At 71.3% G+C, this 16,576-nt stretch carries 9 protein-coding genes; 1 reads left to right on the forward strand and 8 read right to left on the reverse strand.

Annotated elements, in window-relative coordinates; genetic code table 11:
• Window positions 1-6: 6 nt before the first annotated feature.
• The 3 genes from K344_RS19990 to K344_RS22765 all read right to left on the reverse strand — a co-directional run bounded on the left by K344_RS19990 (window position 7) and on the right by K344_RS22765 (window position 4,374).
• Window positions 7-1,056 carry a cyclic nucleotide-binding domain-containing protein gene (locus K344_RS19990; protein ID WP_043113679.1) on the reverse strand — a complete coding sequence of 350 codons (1,050 nt, stop codon included), beginning with the start codon at window positions 1,054-1,056 and terminating at the stop codon, window positions 7-9.
• 117 nt (window positions 1,057-1,173) lie between these two features.
• Window positions 1,174-3,057, reverse strand: a complete 1,884-nt coding sequence (locus tag K344_RS0103600) for an ATP-binding cassette domain-containing protein (RefSeq protein ID WP_028079527.1) — start codon at window positions 3,055-3,057, stop codon at window positions 1,174-1,176.
• A 75-nt stretch (window positions 3,058-3,132) separates the two neighbouring features.
• A complete protein-coding gene (locus K344_RS22765) occupies window positions 3,133-4,374 on the reverse strand; it encodes a GGDEF domain-containing protein (protein ID WP_051361845.1) in 1,242 nt (413 codons plus the stop codon).
• A 191-nt stretch (window positions 4,375-4,565) separates the two neighbouring features.
• Between K344_RS22765 and glgP the strand changes: the two genes are divergently transcribed.
• Window positions 4,566-7,148, forward strand: coding sequence for an alpha-glucan family phosphorylase (gene glgP / locus K344_RS0103610; RefSeq protein WP_028079528.1), 2,583 nt, complete (start codon window positions 4,566-4,568; stop codon window positions 7,146-7,148).
• A gap of 310 nt (window positions 7,149-7,458) precedes the next feature.
• On the opposite strand, the gene K344_RS0103615 is transcribed toward glgP, so the two are convergent.
• The 5 genes from K344_RS0103615 to treZ all read right to left on the reverse strand — a co-directional run bounded on the left by K344_RS0103615 (window position 7,459) and on the right by treZ (window position 16,568).
• Entirely contained in the window at window positions 7,459-9,603 is a 2,145-nt protein-coding gene (locus K344_RS0103615) for a phosphocholine-specific phospholipase C (protein WP_028079529.1), read from the reverse strand.
• A complete protein-coding gene (locus tag K344_RS0103620; protein ID WP_028079530.1) occupies window positions 9,600-9,806 on the reverse strand; it encodes a hypothetical protein in 207 nt (68 codons plus the stop codon). Before K344_RS0103620 ends, K344_RS0103615 begins: the two co-directional genes overlap by 4 nt.
• Window positions 9,807-9,892: 86 nt before the next feature.
• Window positions 9,893-12,697 (reverse strand): malto-oligosyltrehalose synthase, encoded by a 2,805-nt coding sequence (gene treY, locus K344_RS0103625; protein WP_028079531.1) that lies wholly within the window; start codon window positions 12,695-12,697, stop codon window positions 9,893-9,895.
• Window positions 12,694-14,778 carry a 4-alpha-glucanotransferase gene (malQ, locus tag K344_RS20000; RefSeq protein ID WP_043113682.1) on the reverse strand — a complete coding sequence of 695 codons (2,085 nt, stop codon included), beginning with the start codon at window positions 14,776-14,778 and terminating at the stop codon, window positions 12,694-12,696. The genes treY and malQ overlap by 4 nt, the downstream gene beginning before the upstream one ends.
• Complete coding sequence (treZ, locus tag K344_RS0103635) at window positions 14,775-16,568, reverse strand: malto-oligosyltrehalose trehalohydrolase (protein ID WP_084196981.1); 1,794 nt, start codon at window positions 16,566-16,568, stop codon at window positions 14,775-14,777. The genes malQ and treZ overlap by 4 nt, the downstream gene beginning before the upstream one ends.
• Between the last annotated feature and the right edge of the window lie 8 nt (window positions 16,569-16,576).

The following is a 16,576-nucleotide window of genomic DNA, read 5'->3' on the forward strand; positions in this document are numbered from 1 at the left end:
GCGGCCTCAGCCCTTCGGCCGCAGACCGGGTTCGAGCACGTAGGCATCGAAACCCTTCTGCGTCAGCACGAAGAAGCCGACCGCGCTGCGCCGCATGGTGTCGCAGCAGACGATCCAGGTGGTCTTGCTGTCGAGCGTCGCCAGCTTGAGGCGCAGCATGTAGAGCGGCAGGTTGAGCGCGCCGGGCAGGTGCTGGTTCTGGAACTCGCTCGGCAGGCGCACGTCGAGCCACTGCGCGCGGCCGGCGTCGACCAGCTTCTGCGCGTCGGCGAGGCTGATGCGCCGCTCCAGCGGTTCGTTGAGCAGGGTGCGGAAATCGGCCTTGGCGAGGCGCATGAGGCTGACCCGGGTCAGCGCCGTCACCGTGGCGTTGCGGCGTTCCTCGGAGATCAGCGCCTCCTCGCCGAAGCAGGAGCCGGATTCGAGCTCGGCCAGGCGGACCGGCTTGGCGAGCCCGGCCTGCTCGCGGGTGACGATGCACTTGCCTTCGACGATCACGTAGAAGTAGTCGCCGGCGTCGCCCTGCTTGACGATGGTCTGGCCGGGCTCGGCGCCGAGCTTCTGCAGGCGCATGAACATCGCCTGCAGCTTCGCCGGCGGCACCAGCTGGAAGGTGCGCATCTGCAGCAGGCGCGTCATCCAGTCGTCGGCGACGCTGGCGGTGTCGGTCGCCAGATCGCCGACCACGAACTGGCCGGTCTGGTCCCAGGTCAGCACCACGTCGAGCAGGCCGGCGTCGATCGCCAGCACCTGCACGTCGCCGACGCAGCGCGCCGACACCGTGCGCGGCGACTGGTGGGCGATGCGGTGCGCGGCCGCCGGATCGCCGCCGCGCAGCCGGGACAGCGGCTTGCCGGCCGCCGATTCGAGCTGCAGCTCGCCGGCGACCAGATAGAGCGCCTGCGGCGCCGCATCACCGGCGCGGAACAGGTAATCGCCGTCGTGCGCCTGCAGCAGCGCCGCCTTGCGCGCGAGATCGCGCTGGCTCTCGCTGCGCAGGGCGTTGAGCGGCACGTACTGGCGGAACAGGCTGGAGTCGACGGCGGCTTGATTCATGGCGTGCGTGGCCGGCCTGGTGGCGGCCTTTCCCCGATGTCGCGATGCTAGCACGCGACATTCCCGGCGCTCCGTGATCGAGCGCCGGCTTTGGCGCCGCGAACGGCTGGCGAACGCTCAGCCGGCTTCGAGCGCGTCCAGCTGTTCGGTGGTCGCCAGCCATTGCTCCTCGGCGGTCGCCAGCTGCTGGCGCAGCGTCGCCTGGCGGGCCAGCGCTTCGCGCAGGTCGGCGCTGCGCGCGGATTCGTAGATCGCCGGATCACCGAGCTTGCCGTCGACGGTCGCCAGCTCGGCCTGCAGCCTGGTCATCTGCTTGTCGAGCCTGCCGATCGCCTCGCGCAGCGGCCTGGTCAGCGCGCGCAGCTCGGCGGCGTCGCGGCGTGTCGCCGCGGGCGGTCTCGCGGCCGCCGGCTTCGCTGCGCCCGGCGTGCTGTCGCGCGTGCGCAGCCAGCGCGCGTAGTCGTCGAGGTCGCCGTCGAAGGGCTGGGCTTCGCCGTTGGCGACCAGCCAGAAGGTTTCGCAGGTGCTGGTCAGCAGGTGACGATCGTGCGAGACCACGACCAGCGCGCCCGGATAGTCGAGCAGGGCCTGTTCGAGCGCGTGGCGCATGTCGAGATCGAGATGGTTGGTCGGCTCGTCGAGCAGCAGCAGGTTCGGCTTCTGGTAGACGACCAGCGCCAGCGCGAGGCGTGCCTTTTCGCCGCCGGAGAAGGGCTCGACCTTCTCCATCGCGCGGTCGCCGCGGAAATTGAAGCTGCCGAGGAAGTTGCGCAGGCTCTGTTCGTTGGCGCGCGGATCGAGGCGTTTCAGATGCAGGAACGGCGAGGCCTGCGGGTCGAGGCTGTCGGTGGTGTGCTGGGCGAAGTAGCCGACGCGCAGATGCGGATCGCGCATCGCGCCGCCGGCCAGCGGCGGCAGCTCGCCGGCCAGCGTGCGCACCAGCGTCGACTTGCCGGCGCCGTTCGGGCCGAGCAGGCCGATGCGGTCGCCGGGCCCGACCAGCAGCTTGAGGTTGGCGAGGATCTTCTTCTCGCCATAGCCGGCGGTGACCTTGTCGAAGCGGATCAGCGGCGCCGGCAGGCGTTCGGGCACCGGGAAGCTGAACGAGAATTCCGAATCGGCATGCACGGCGGCGACGAGCTCCATGCGCTCCAGCGCCTTGACGCGGCTCTGCGCCTGCGTGGCCTTGCTGGCCTTGGCCTTGAAGCGGCGGATGAAGTTCTGCAGGTGCGCGATCTCGCGCTGCTGCTTGTCGTATTGCGCGGCCTGCAGGGTCAGCTTCTCGGCGCGCTGGCGCTCGAACTGCGAGTAGTTGCCGCTGTACAGGACGGCTTTCCGGTTCTCCAGGTGCAGGGTCTGCGTCGTCACCGCGTCGAGGAACTCGCGGTCGTGCGAAATCAGCAGCAGGGTGCCCGGATACGACACCAGCCATTCCTGCAGCCAGAGCACCGCGTCGAGATCGAGATGGTTGGTCGGCTCGTCGAGCAGCAGCAGGTCCGAGCGGCACATCAGCGCGCGCGCCAGGTTGAGGCGCATGCGCCAGCCGCCGGAGAAGCTGGCGACCGGCCGCTGCTCCGCCTCGTGCGCGAAGCCGAGGCCGTGCATCAGCGTCGCCGCCCGTGCGCGCGCCGCGTAGCCGCCGATCACGTTGAGACGCTCGTGGATCGCGGCGATGCGCTCGAGATCGTGCTCGGCCTCGGCCTTGGTCAGGCGCGTTTCGAGCTGGCGCAGCTCGACGTCGCCGTCGAGCACGAACTCGATCGCGAGATCCGGCAGCGACGGCGTTTCCTGGGCAACCGCGGCGATGGCGATGTCTTTCGGCAGCGACAGGCCGCCCTTGTCGGCGTCGAGCTCGCCCCTGATGGCCGCGAACAGCGTCGACTTGCCGGTGCCGTTGCGGCCGACCACACCGACGCGCCAGCCGGGATAGATCGTCAGCGAAACATCTTCGAGCAGCGCGCGCGCGCCGCGGCGCAGGGTGAGGGACTGGAGCGAAATCATGGGCGCGCAGTGTAACGGTCGGCGCGGGCCTTGCGTCTGCCGGCCGGCGCGGCGGGACGCCGGGCGGCGCGCGCCCTATTCGAGCAGATCGCCGTGCAGCACGTGGCTGCGCACGGCTTTCGGCGCCGCCGGCGTGGCGCTGATCGTCTGCAGGGCGTTGTTGAACGGCGCCAGGCAGCCGCGATCGCGGCCTTCCGACTTGGCGCAATAGAGCAGCAGGTCGGCGCAGTGCAGCACATCCTCGGGTCGCGTCGTCTCGTTCGGCACCAGCCAGCAGGCACCGGCGCTGGCGGTGACGCGCACGCGCTGGCCGCTCGCCGGATCGCTGAATGGCAGGTTGCGGAGCTGATCGAGCACGCTTTCGACGAGGCCGGGCACGGCGGCCGGCTTGACGTCGTACCAGAGAATGGCCAGTTCCTCGCCGCCGTAGCGCGCGCGGACGTCGAGCGGGCGGCGCGCCACTTCGTTGCGCAGCAGCGCGCCGACATCGCGCAGCACGCGATCGCCGAACAGATGGCCGTAGCGGTCGTTGATCGACTTGAAGTGATCGAGATCGATGAGCGCGACGGCGAGCGCGCGCTGCTCGCGCGCCGCATGCGCCAGGACGCGCTCCAGCGAGCGGTGGAACTCGTAGTGATTGGCGAGGCCGGTCAGGCGGTCGGTCGCCGCCATCAACAGGTTGTAGCGGTGATTCAGCCAGATCAGCCGCGACATCAGCTCGTGCGAGAAGGCGCCGGCCAGCGTCGTCGCGAAGATCGCCACGAGCGTGTAGATCTGCAGCGCGGCGTGCGAGCCCGGCGCGGCGGCCCGCGATTCGATGGCGATCGACAGGCTGGCGAACAGCAGCGTGCCGGAGGCGACGCGTCGCCAGCTGTAGCCGCCGAACAGCGCGACGCCGAGCACGCCGAGCGCGAGCAGGGGGCTGGCGTAGTTCCAGGCGCCGTGCAGCGACAGCCAGCGCATCGCCAGTATGCCGCCCCACAGGCCGAGCACCGCGGCGGTCTGCAGGCCGCGCGCCAGATCGATGCCGCGCACGAAGCCGGCCGCCACGCCGCACAGCGCCGCCGGCAGCATCAGCCGCCAGTGAATGGCGCGCAGCAGGGGCTGCGCATCGGCACCGACCTCGAACAGCGTGACGCCGAAGAGCGGCGTCAGCAGTACCGTCAGCGCGAAGACGCCGAACAGCAGCATGCGCGTCGTCCGGTAGCGCTGGCGCTGCCAGCCGCGGAACTCCTCCTCGAAACCTGGTGTCGCGAAATGCAGGCGATACAGCCGGCGCGGGCGCCGCTCCTGGTGCAGCGCCACCATGAGATCCATCGGTCCCCCCCGGGAAGACAGGAGCCGGATCGAGCATGACAGGGTGACCGTGCGCCTGAAAGCGATAATACTGACCATGCCCTTCGCCCACGGCTGCCGGCGCTGGCCTGATCCGTGCATTCGTATGCCAGGCCCGGACGCAGCGGCGGCCGGCGCCGCGATGGCCCACCGAACCGAACAGGAACGCTCTGGTGACGACGACACTCACCCTCGAAACCCGCCCCCGAATTCCGGACGCGCTGCACCGCCTCGAGGAACTGGCCGGCAACCTGGCCTACGCCTGGGACCGCGACATCCGCCGCGTGTTCTGGCGTCTCGACCCCAAGCTGTGGCTCAGCTGCGAGAACAATCCCAAGATCGTGCTGCGCCGCATGTCGCAGGACGTGCTCGACCAGCTCGCCGAGGACCGCGATTTCCTCGAGGACTACAGCCGCGCGCTGTCGTCCTTCGACTCCTACATGGCCGGCGGCAGCCGGCCGGACATCGACAAGCATCTGCGTCCCGAGCACGATCTCGTCGCCTATTTCTGCGCCGAGTTCGGCCTGCACGAGAGCCTGCCGATCTACTCCGGCGGCCTGGGCATCCTCGCCGGCGACCACTGCAAGGCGATCAGCGATCTCGGTGTGCCCTTCGTCGCCGTCGGCCTGCTGTATCGCCAGGGCTATTTCACGCAGACCATCGACGCGCAGGGCCGCCAGCAGGCCAATGCGCACACCGTCGACTTCGACGAGCTGCCGGTCACGCTGTGCCGCGACGCGGCCGGCGGCGAGATCCGCGTGCGCGTCGAGATCGCCGAGCGCGACGTGGTGCTGCGCGTCTGGGAGGCGAAGATCGGCCACGTCTCCCTGTACCTGCTCGACAGCGACGTGCCGGAGAACACCGACGCCGATCGCCGCATCACCGATCAGCTCTACGGCGGCGACTCCGACACGCGCATCCAGCAGGAGACCGTGCTCGGCGTCGGCGGCGTGCGCGCCCTGCGCGCGCTCGGCCGCGTGCCGACCGTCTGGCACATCAACGAAGGCCACGCCGCCTTCCAGATCCTCGAACGCATCCGCGAGGGCGTCGCCGCCGGGCTCGATTTCAACGCGAGCCTCGAAGCCGTCGCCGCCGCCACGGTGTTCACCACGCACACGCCGGTGCCGGCCGGCCATGACATCTTCCATCACGCCCAGCTGCGCTGGTTCCTCGGCCGTCTGCTCGCGCAGCTCGGCACCGAGGAGGCGACGCTGCTCGGGCTCGGCGCCGACCAGCATGGCGGCGACCGCTTCAACATGACCTCGCTGGCGCTGCGCGGCAGCCGCTTCCACAACGGCGTGTCGAAGATCCACGGCGGTGTCGCCAGCCGCATGGAAAGCTACATGTGGCCGCAGGTGACGCCGGACGAGAACCCGATCGGCCACGTCACCAACGGCGTGCACATGCACACCTTCATCGCGCGGGCGTGGACGCGGCTGTTCCACGACAGCTTCCGCGCCTGGCGCAAGAGCCTGCTCGACCGCGACTTCTGGCGCTGCATCGACAGCATCCCGTATGACCGCTACGTCGCCGTGCGCCGCCAGCTCAAGCGCGACCTGCTGATCGACATCGCCGCGCGCGTGCGCCGCCAGCTGGCGCGCAACGGCGTGCCGGAGACCATCATCGCGCGCGCCACGCGCTACGTCGGCGATCCCAACAGCAAGGCGCTCGTGCTCGGCTTCGCGCGCCGCTTCGCCACCTACAAGCGCGCCACGCTGATCCTCTCCGACGAGGAGCGTCTGGCGCGCCTGCTCGGCGATCCGCAGCGGCCGGCGATCCTCATCTTCGCCGGCAAGGCGCATCCCAAGGACCAGCCCGGCCAGGCGCTGATCCAGAAGCTCTACGAGACCAGCATGAAACCGCAGTTCATCGGCCGCCTGATCATGGTCGAGGGCTACGACATGCTGCTGGCGCGCAACCTCGTGCAGGGCTGCGACGTCTGGCTCAACAACCCCGAATATCCGCAGGAAGCGAGCGGCACCTCGGGCGAGAAGGCCGGCATCAACGGCGTGGTCAACGTCTCGGTGCTCGACGGCTGGTGGGATGAAGGCTATGTCGGCGAAGGCCCGGACGGCCCGAACGGGTTCGCCATCAAACCCATCGATCCGCGCTACTGGTATGCGCTGCTCGGCGACGAAGTGGCGCGGCGCAAGCGCGACGAGGAGGAATCGCAGCAGCTGCTCGACATCCTCGAACAGCAGGTCGTACCGCTGTACTGGGGCGCCGACAACGAGGCTTACGCGCCGGAGTGGATCCGCATCAGCAAGAACTCGATGAAGACGCTGATCCCGCGCTTCAACTCGGCGCGCATGGTGATGGACTACGTGCGCGGCTTCTACGGACCGGCGGCGCGGCAGTCAGCGCGGCTGTCGGCCAACGGCCACGCCATGGCCCGCGACTACGCCGCCTGGAAGCGCCATCTGCGCGAACGCTGGGGCGGCGTCACGCTGCGCGTGCCCGAACTGCCGGCCGTGCTGCCGCAGGGCGAGCCGCTCAATGTCAGCGTCGAAGCGCAGCTCAACGGCCTGCAGCCGGCCGACGTCATCGTCGAATGCCTGATCGGCCAGGAGGTCAACGGCCGCTTCCGCGCGCACAAGACCATCGCGCTCGGCGCACTGGCGAGCGGCGACGGCGTCTCGCATTTCGGCGCGGCGATCGCACCGCTGCCGGGTTTGCAGAAACTGCGCTTCCGCATCCGCCCGACGCATCCGGCGATGTCGCATCCGTTCGAGCTGGGCGCGGCGGTGTGGGCGTGAGGCGGCAAAGCCTGCGGGCCTCGCACAGGATCTGACCGGAGCTTGCGCGTGGTATCGCTGCGCGGTGGCAAACGCAAGCTCGCGCCGCGCTGAGTATGCCGGCGTCGGCAATGGACAGAAGTGACGGCTTTCGTCGCGCAACGCTGGCATTCGCGCGGCAGCGGTCGTCCGCAGGAGGCCGGCGGGTTCAGAGCGTTCACGTGCGGCGGGTGATCGGTGCTTCACCGGCCCTTTCTGAGCGAAGAGGGCAGAGCTGAATCAACTCTCAGCCCCCGCGAGGGGACGTGGCGGCGGCGCCCGCCGATTCGTCTCAGGCCGGCAGCCCCATCTCCGGATCCGACATCAGCGGCTGGCCATTCTCGATGCGCCCCGCGAAGCGGCGTGTGAAGCTGGCGTCGCCGTCGGTTTTCACCGTGAAGTCGTACCAGTTGTGGCTGGCGGTCAGCGCGCGCTGCCAGGTGGCGCTCTTGCCGGGCGCAATGTCGATGGTGGCCGGCGCGTCGTCGTAGTAGGCGTTCGGCGTGATCGTGAAGCGGCAGGCTTTGGTGCCGTGGTTACGCAGGTCGAGGTGCACGAGACGATCGTCCGGCGCGTAGCAGACGCGGATTTCCGGATCGCTGCCGCCGGCGGGCGCCGATGCCTTGCCGATGAAGTGGCGATGCCAGCCGTTCGGGCCGAGCACCCAGAGATCGTAGCCGCCGTCGTCGTCGGCGAGGTTCCAGTCGTCCTGCAGGGTCTTGCCGGGCTCGACGCCATAGCGGCGCGGGCCGCGGTCGAGATGCAGCTTGTCGTAGACGTGAAACACCGCGGCGGCGCTGCCGGTGTTGGCGAACAGCAGCGCGAGGCGCCGGCTGGCGGCGTCGACGCGCGCGGTCGCGTGCAGCTCGTAAGGCAGGGCGCGCGAAGGGCGCAGCGCCAGCGGCTGCACCGGTAGTCGTTGCGCGGATTCGTCCGGCACGGCGATCTGCGGGCGAAAGCCCTGCGCGGCGCGCAGCGCGTCGGCCTCGCCCTTGCTGCGCGTCGGCAGGCCGGACGGCAGCTCGTCATTCGGGTTGACGAAATTGAACGCGGAGGTGAGATCGCCGCAGACGGCGCGCCGCCACGGCGAGATGTTGGTCTCGCGCACGCCGAAGCGCGCTTCGAGGAAGCGCAGCACCGAGGTGTGGTCGAAGGTTTCGCTGCATACCCAGCCGCCGCGGCTCCACGGCGAGATCACCGTCATCGGCACGCGCGGGCCGGGTCCGTAGACGAGGCCGTCGCTGTGCGTCTCGCCGTCGAGCGGAATCGTCGAGCGGCCGAGGCGCTGTCCGTTGGCGTCGAGCGAGGGTGCGCAGGGCGGCGGCAGGTGATCGAAGAAGCCGTCGTTCTCGTCGAAGTTGACGAGCAGCACGGTCTTGCTCCAGACATCCGGCTGCGCGGTGAGCGCGTCGAGCACTTCCTGGATGTACCAGGCGCCCTGCACCGGGCTCGACGGGCCGGGATGCTCGGAATAGGCGTCCGGCGCCACGATCCACGACACCTGCGGCAGGCGGCCGGCGGCGACGTCGTCGCGAAAGCCCTTCAGCATGTTCGGGTTCAGCACGCCGCCGTTCGGCAGAGTGTTGGCGATGCCCTTGTAGAGCGGATTGTTGACGCTGTCGGCGTCGCGGTACGGCGGATACGGCGAGCCGTCGCTGTCGTTGCCGTGCGCTTCGTTGGCGGCGCGATACGGCTTGAAGCCGGCGAGCGGATTGTCGGTGAAGTTGTTCGGCAGATACTGGTACAGCTTCCAGCTGACGCCCGCGTCCTCGAGCCGTTCGGGATAGGTCTTCCACGTGTAGCCCTCGCTCGACGGGCCCAGCGAGTCCCACTGGTTGCTGGTCGCCGGGCCGCCGTTGATGCCGGCCGGATCGTTGCTGCCGGTCCAGTGGAAGAGACGGTTCGGATTGGTGCTGCTGTGAATCGCGCAGTGGTAGGCGTCGCAGATCGTGAACGCCTCGGCGAGCGCGCGCTGGAACGGCACTTCCGCTGCCTCGTAATAGCCCATCGACTGCGGCTTCTTGAACGTCGGCCACTGGCTCATGCGGCCGTTGTCCCAGGCGCCGTGCGCGTCGCTCCAGCCGTGCGGCGTGCCGCTGACGCGCTGCGCGTTGCCCTTCGCTTGATCGAGGTGGTACGGCAGGATGATGCGCGGCGTCTCGCCGTCCGGCGCGTAGCGCTGCTGCCAGACGCTGCGGCCGTCGGGCAGCGGAATGGTGATGCGGTCGCCGAAGCCGCGCACGCCGGGCAGGGTGCCGAAGTAGTGATTGAAGGCGCGGTTCTCCTGCATGAGGATCACCACGTGTTCGACGTCCTCGATCGTGCCCTTGCGGTTGTTGGCGGGGATGGCGAGCGCGCGGCGGATGCTCGGCGGCAAGGTGCCGGCCAGCACCGCGCCGCCGGCGAGCTGCAGGAAGCGGCGGCGGTCGAGGCTCACGACGCCGCTCCGTTCGTGGTCGAACAGGCTTGCGCGAGCGTGGTGTCGCCGGGCTCCGGCGCGCAGTGCAGCCTGGCGTCGGTCGGCGGCGCGCCGTCGCCGTTGCCGTGATCGCCGCCGCAGGCGGACAGCGTGGTGAAGGCGGCGGCGAGGGCGAAGCGGCTGAAGGAACGTGCGCAGGATCTGCGCGCTGCGGTCGTCACGATGAATCCTCGGGCGGGCGCGGCCCTGTCCGCGCTGCGCCAGCCTAGGAATTCATTGCGTCAGATCGGTGAAGCGCAGATGGCGCTCAGGCTGCGTGCAGGACAGCCAGCGGCCAGCGCCCGAACCGCTGCGCAGCGGCGAGCTGCGCGCCGGCGCTGAAGCTGTCGCCGTCGAGCGTCGTCCAGCGCAGATCGCGCCAGCCGGCCGGCAGGCGCACCGCGGTGTCGGCCCAGCGCGCCGGGTCGAAGGTCAGCGCACCGCTGTCGTCGAGCAGTGCCTGCGGCAGGCGCGGCACGACGACGACCAGGCGCGCACTGCCCGCCTGCCGCGCAAAGGCGATCAGGTTCGCGCCGCGCGCGCCTTCCACGGCCAGCGGCATGTAGCTGCTTTTCTCGCCGAACAGCGCCGGCTGCGCGGCGCGCAGCTGCAGCAGGCGCGCGATCAGGCGCTGCTTGACGCGGCCGTCGTGCCAGTGGCGCAGGAGCGTCGCGTCGTCGTCGCGCGAGGCGAGCGCCGCGCTGCGCGCCGCGTAGTCGACGGGACGGCGGTTGTCCGGATCGACGAGGCTGAAGTCCCAGAACTCGCAGCCCTGGTAGGTGTCGGGCACGCCCGGCGTGGTCAGGCGCAGCGCGGTCTGCGCCAGGCCGTTGACGGCGCCGGCGGCGCCGATCGACTCGACGAAGGCGACGAGCTGCGCGACGAAGTCGCCGTGCTGCCCGAGCAGCGCTTCGAGGAATTCGAGCGCGGCGCGCTCGTAGGCGAGATTCGGCTCCGCCCATCCGGAACGCCGCTTGGCTTCGCGCGCCGCTTTTTCCTGCCAGGCGGCCAGACGCGCACAGAACTGCGCGCGGCCTTCGGCGTCGTCGCCGCGCAGGCCGGGCGGCCAGGCGCCGACCAGCATCTGGTAAAGGATGTACTCGTCCGTCGCATCGGGGCCGCGCACGCCGTCGATCACCGGCTTGCGCTGCGCGTTGAGCGCGCGCCAGCCGCTGACGAGTTCGGCCCAGCGGCCGGGCATCGCGCTGAGCAGCGCGAGCCGCGCGCGCAGATCCTCGCCGCGCTTGTGATCGTGCGTGGCGGTGGCGAGCATCGCGCGCGGAAAGCGGCGCAGGCGTTCGCGGCAGGCGTGATGAAAGGCCTCGACGCTGATCGCGAAATGCGCCGGATCGGCGCCGACCTCGTTGCGCGAGACCAGCACGCCGTAGCGGTAGAACGCGGTGTCCTCGATGGATTTGGCGGCGACCGGCGGCGTGAGCTGCTGGAAGCGCGCGATGGCGCGGCGATGCAGCTGGCGCTGCGGATTGCCGGCGCCGGCCGGCACGCCGGACAGCCAGCGGTCGATCTGCTCGACGAGCGCCCGCTCGGCCGGGCGGCAGCTGGCGCGCGCCGCCTCGCTCACCTTGCGCATGATCGCGGCGTCGTCCTGCGAACGGCCGCGCGCGTCGACGTAGGTACGGTAGACGGGGAAATGCGCGAGCAGCTCGGCGAGCACGCGGCGAATCGCCGCCAGGGTCCAGTCGCGCGTCAGCGGATCGAGGCGGGCGATGCGGTGCAGGCTGCGCGCGCAGGCCTCGAAGTCGGCGGCGAACAGTTCCTGGGGAATGCGCCGCCGCGCGCGCTCGGCCTCCTGCTCGAAGTTGCCGCTGTAGCCGCTGCATTCGCTCCACAGCGCCGACAGCGCGCCGGCGCCGCCGCGGTCGTGCAGCACCGCCGACACCTCGTTCATGAACACATAGCCGGAGGTGCCGTCGAGCCGCCAGTCGCGTGCCAGCTTCTCGCGCGGCGCGAGGATTTTTTCGGCGACGATGTACGGCTCGCCACGCAGCGCCTGCGGCCGCTGTGCCTGCAGCTGCGTGAGGCGCGCGCGCAGGCGCCGGCAATAGGCGCGCGGATCGGCGAGGCCGTCGATGTGGTCGATGCGCACGCCGTCGATCAGGCCCTCGGCGTAGAGGCGGAAGACGAGCGCGTGCGTGGCCTCGAAGACGGCACCCTCGTCGGCGCGCAGCGCGGCGAGGCTGATGACGTCGAAGAAGCGGCGCCAGTTGATCTCGTCGGCGGCGGTGCGCCACCAGGCCAGCCGCCAGTGCTGGCGTTCGCAGAGCCGATGCAGCTGCTCGCGCCGGCGCGCGTCGCCGGCCGCGCCGGCCTGCTCGTCGCGGCGATAGCGCGCGAGCAGCGCGTCGAGCGCCGCGCGCACGTCGTCGCGCTGCGCGGCGGCGGCGAGCGCGGCGCGCGCGTCGTCGAAGGCGCTCCAGCGCGCGGCGCGGCCGCGGCGCGCGAGCGCGGCGTGGAAGACCCGCGCGGGATCGGCGAGCGCGCCGCCGCCGCTGCGCAGCAGCGGCGCGTAGACCTGCGGCGCGAGCGGGAAATGGTGATCGTAGTAGGCGACGTACAGGCGCCCGCGCGCGGCGTCGAACGACAGCGCGAGCTCGCCGTCTGCGAGGGCTTCGCCGTAGGGCTTGCCGAGGAAGGGCGCGCAGAGGCGGCCGTGCAGCGCCGGATCGTCGACGTCCCAGTCGATGTCGAAGAACGCCGCGTAGCGGCTGTCGCGGCCCCATTCGAGCACGTCCAGCCACCAGGCGTTGTCGTGCTCGCCGACCGCCATGTGGTTCGGCACGATGTCGACGATCACGCCCATGCCGCGCTCGCGCGTTGCCGCGACCAGCGCGCGGAAGCCCGCTTCGCCGCCCAGCTCCGGGTTGATCGCGCCGTGATCGACGACGTCGTAGCCGTGCAGCGAACCGCTGCGCGCGGTGAGGATCGGCGACAGATACAGATGGCTGACGCCGAGCGCCGCGAGATAGGGCAGCTGTGCGCGCGCCGCGTCGAAGCCGAAGTCGCGGTGCAGCTGCAGGCGCAGCGTGGCGCGGATCTCGGTCGGCTTGCTCATCGCGTCGCCGGCCGCTCGCTGGCGAGCGCGGCGAGACGCTGCTGCGCCTCCGGCGCGGCGAACAGTTCCGACGCTTCCGCCGGCAGGCGCCGTTGCCAGTTCGGATGCTCGCGGGTCGTGCCGGGCAGGTTCGGCTGCTCGACGAGGCCGGCGATGTCCTCGACCGGCACGATGGCGAGTTCGGCCGGCGTGCGCGCCACGAAGCGCAGCGCCGCGCCGATCACCGGCGCCGCATCGTCCGGTGCCGGCACCGCCTCGCCGTCGGCGACGCCGGCGTAGCGCAAGGCGCCCCACAGCTTGCGGCGCTCCTCGGCGCGCTCGGCGTGCTCGCGCGCCGCGTCGCTGCCGGGCGCGAACAGCGCGAGTCGTTCGCGCCAGTCGATGTCGCGGCCCGCCCACCAGCCGGCGACGGTCGGCAGATCGTGCGTGGTGGTGGTCGCCATCGCTTCGCGCGGCCAGCGTGCCGGCTCGACGAACAGGCCGTGGTCGCGCTCGAACCACAGCACGCGCATGCCCATCAGGCCGGCGCCGTACAGCGCTTCGCGTATGCCCTCCGGCACCGTACCGAGGTCCTCGCCGACGATCACCGCGCGGTGACGATGCGATTCCAGGGCGACCAGGCGCAGCAGATCCTGGAAGGGGCAGTGCAGGTAGGCGCCCTCGCGCGCGGTGGCGCCCTGCGGCACCAGCCACAGGCGCATCAGGCCGAGCACGTGGTCGATGCGCAGGCCGCCGACGTGGCGCAGGGCGGCGCGCAGCATCTCGAGGAAGGCGCCGTAGCCGTGCCGGCGCAAGGCGCGCGGCGAGAAGGCGGCGAGCCCCCAGCTCTGGCCGAGCGCATTGAGCATGTCCGGCGGCGCGCCGGCCGAGACGCCGTCGAGCATCTCGGTCTGGCGGCTCCAGGCGTGGCTGCCGCTGGCGTCGGTGCCGACCGCCAGATCGCCGATCAGGCCGATCGCCATGCCGGCCTCGCGCGCCGCGCGCTGCGCCTGCGCCAGCCCGCGCGCGGCGAGCCACTGCGCGAACAGATGGAAGCGCAGCTCTTCGGGCTGTGCCGCCGCCGCTTCGGCGACGGCGGGCGCGCGCGGATCGCGCAGCGCCTGCGGCCATTCGCGCCAGGACCAGCGGCCGGCGGCGAACTGCTGCGCATGCAGCACCTCGAAGCGCGCGTGATCGAGCAGCGCTTCGCCGCCGGCGCGCACGAAGGCCGCGAATTCCTCGCCGAGCGGATCGCCCGCGCCGAGACGCGGCGCGAGGCGGGCGAAGGCGGCGCGCAGCAGCGCGAGGCGCACGCGGCCGGATGCCGGCCAGTCGACCAGCGACAGCGCTTCGAGCCGCGCCAGTTCGTCGCCGAGGCCCAGTTCGGCGACCAGCTCCTGCCACGGCCCGCTGCCGAGCAGCAGGGCCGGGTCGGCGTGCAGGACGTTGAGGAACAGGCGGCTCGACGGCGCGTAGGGGCTGAAGTGATGGACGTCGGCCGAGAACAGCGCGTGCACCGGGCTCACCGCCAGGGCGTCGGCACCGGCCGCCGCGCAACGCTCGGCGAAGTCGGCGAGCGCGGTGAAGTCGCCGATGCCGGCGTCGCCGCGGCGGCGCAGCGCGTAGATCTGCGCGGCGAGGCCCCAGACGCGCGGCGCCGCGCCGCGCACGTCGCGCACGCCGAAGGCGCGTGGCGGCGCGACGGCGATGGTCAGGGCCTCGCCGGCCGGCAGTTCGAGACGGTGATAGCCGGGCGCGACGGCGATGTGCGCGCAGGCGCCGCCGGCTTCGGCCTCGAACAGCAGTTCCGTCTTGCCGCCCGCTTCGAGGTGCAGCGGCAGCCGCCGCCCGCTCAGCGCCGGCGACGGCACGAACAGCGAGCCGCCGGACACCGCGGTCAGCAGCGGCGGCAGCATCGCCGCCTCGATGCTCAGGCGTGCCTCGCTGTCGCGGATCTGCGCGGGCGTCGCGCAGGGCAGGTCGAGCGCGCCGAGCAGGGCGCGCAGCGAGGCCTCGCCCACCTCCTGCGGCGCGCCGCGATAGTCGATCCAGCGCAAGGCGATACCGGCATTGGCGGCAAGACGCTGCAGATCGCTGCTCACGTGGACTCCCGTGCAGATTCCGATGGTTCGTCGAGAAACACGCAGCAACAGGGCCCGCGCAGCGTCGCTTCGCTCAGCGCGCCCTCGCGGCTGCAGAACAGCAGGCGGCCGGGCGGCAGCATCGGCAGCGGCGCTTCGCCGGCGTCCCATTGCGCGGCGATGCTCAGCGCGCGGCCGGTGCCGAGCGTCCACTGCGCGAGCACGCCGCGACGGCCGAACAGTTGCGTGCGGCCGCCGCGAGCCTGCGGCAGATACGGCGTGAGGTGGCGACGACGCAGGGCGAGCAGCTCGCCGTAGTAGCCGAGCCAGGCGGCGTGCTCGGCGCAGGCCGCTTCGCCGGCGTCGGGCACCGAATGCAGGTAGGTGCTCGCGGCATTGGGGTCGGGAATGCGCTCGCGCTGCGCGGCGTCGGCGAAGGCGGCGAATTTCGCGAACTCGGCGCGCCGGCCCTCGGTCACCTTCGGCGCGAGCTCGCCGTGATGGTCGGTGAAGAACAGGAACGGCGTGCGGCTGCCCCATTCCTCGCCCATGAACAGCAGCGGGATCTGCGGGCAGAGCAGCTGCAGGGCGATGGCGGCGCGCAGCGAATCGGCGTCGCTCAGCGTCTGCAGGCGCTCGCCGAAGGCGCGGTTGCCGATCTGGTCATGGTTCTGCAGGAAGAACACGAAGGCGGTCGGCGGCAGCTGCGCGCTCGGCGTGCCGCGCCGCCGCCCGCCGAGGCTCGCGGCCGGTTCGCCCTGGTAGCAGAAGCCCTCGGCGAGCACGCGCGCCAGATGCGTCATCGGCCGGTCGGCGTAATTCGCGTAGTAGCCGTCCTGCTCGCCGGTCAGCAGCACATGAATGCTGTTGTGCGCGTCGTCGTTCCACTGCGCGTCGTAGAGCGCCTCGGCATCGTCGCGCGCGCCGTGGCCGAGCAGGGCGGCGTCGTTATGCTCGTTCTCGAGCACCAGATGCACCTGCCGGCCCGCTTCGACGGACGCGCGCACGCGCCGCGCCAGGTCGATGAGGAAATCGCGCTCGCCGATCGCGTGCACGGCGTCGAAGCGCAGGCCGTCGACGCGGTACTCGTGAATCCAGTACAGCGCGTTGTCGATGAAGTAGTCGCGCACCTCGCGGCGGCGGAAGTCGATCGCAGCGCCCCAGGGCGTGTGCTGGTCGGCGCGGAAGAAACTCGGCGCGTAGGCGTGCAGGTAATTGCCGTCCGGGCCGAAGTGGTTGTAGACGACGTCGAGGAACACCATCAGGCCCAGGCCGTGCGCGGCGTCGATCAGCGACTTGAGTTCGTCCGGCGTGCCATAGCTGGCGTCGGGCGCGTAGGGCAGCACGCCGTCGTAGCCCCAGTTGCGCGCGCCCGGAAAATCGTTGATCGGCATCAGCTCGATCGCCGTGATGCCGAGCGCGGCGAGCGCCGGCAGGCGCGCGGCGACGCCGCGGAAGCCGCCGCAGCAGCCGGCGTGCAGCTCGTAGAGCACGGTCTCGTGCCAGGGCCGGCCGCGCCATTCGCCGTGTCGCCAGGCGTAGGCGCGCGGGTCGACGACGAGGCTGGCGTCGTGCACGTCGCCGCGCTGCGCGCGCGAAGCGGGATCGGGCACCGCGAGCTCGTCGTCGAGCAGGTAGCGATAGCCGCAGCCCGGCGCGCAGGGGGCTTCGAGCTCGAACCAGCCGTCGTCGCCGCGCCGCATCGGCTGCGGCGCCGCGTCGTCGACGAGCAGCTGTACGCGTTGCTGCGCCGGCGCCCACAGGGCGAAGCGCGTGCGGCCGGCGCCGAGATAGGTGGCGCCCTGGCGCATGTCGTGCG

Source organism: Solimonas soli DSM 21787 (genome assembly GCF_000474945.1).
Taxonomy (GTDB): domain Bacteria; phylum Pseudomonadota; class Gammaproteobacteria; order Nevskiales; family Nevskiaceae; genus Solimonas; species Solimonas soli.

Excerpts from the sequence above, each read along its gene's own strand:
- treZ (WP_084196981.1), bottom strand. The coding sequence starts at position 16,568 with ATGCGCCAGGGCGCCACCTATCTCGGCGCCGGCCGCACGCGCTTCGCC.
- K344_RS19990 (WP_043113679.1), bottom strand. The coding sequence starts at position 1,056 with ATGAATCAAGCCGCCGTCGACTCCAGCCTGTTCCGCCAGTACGTGCCG.
- K344_RS22765 (WP_051361845.1), bottom strand. The coding sequence starts at position 4,374 with ATGGATCTCATGGTGGCGCTGCACCAGGAGCGGCGCCCGCGCCGGCTG.
- treY (WP_028079531.1), bottom strand. The coding sequence starts at position 12,697 with ATGAGCAAGCCGACCGAGATCCGCGCCACGCTGCGCCTGCAGCTGCAC.
- K344_RS0103600 (WP_028079527.1), bottom strand. The coding sequence starts at position 3,057 with ATGATTTCGCTCCAGTCCCTCACCCTGCGCCGCGGCGCGCGCGCGCTG.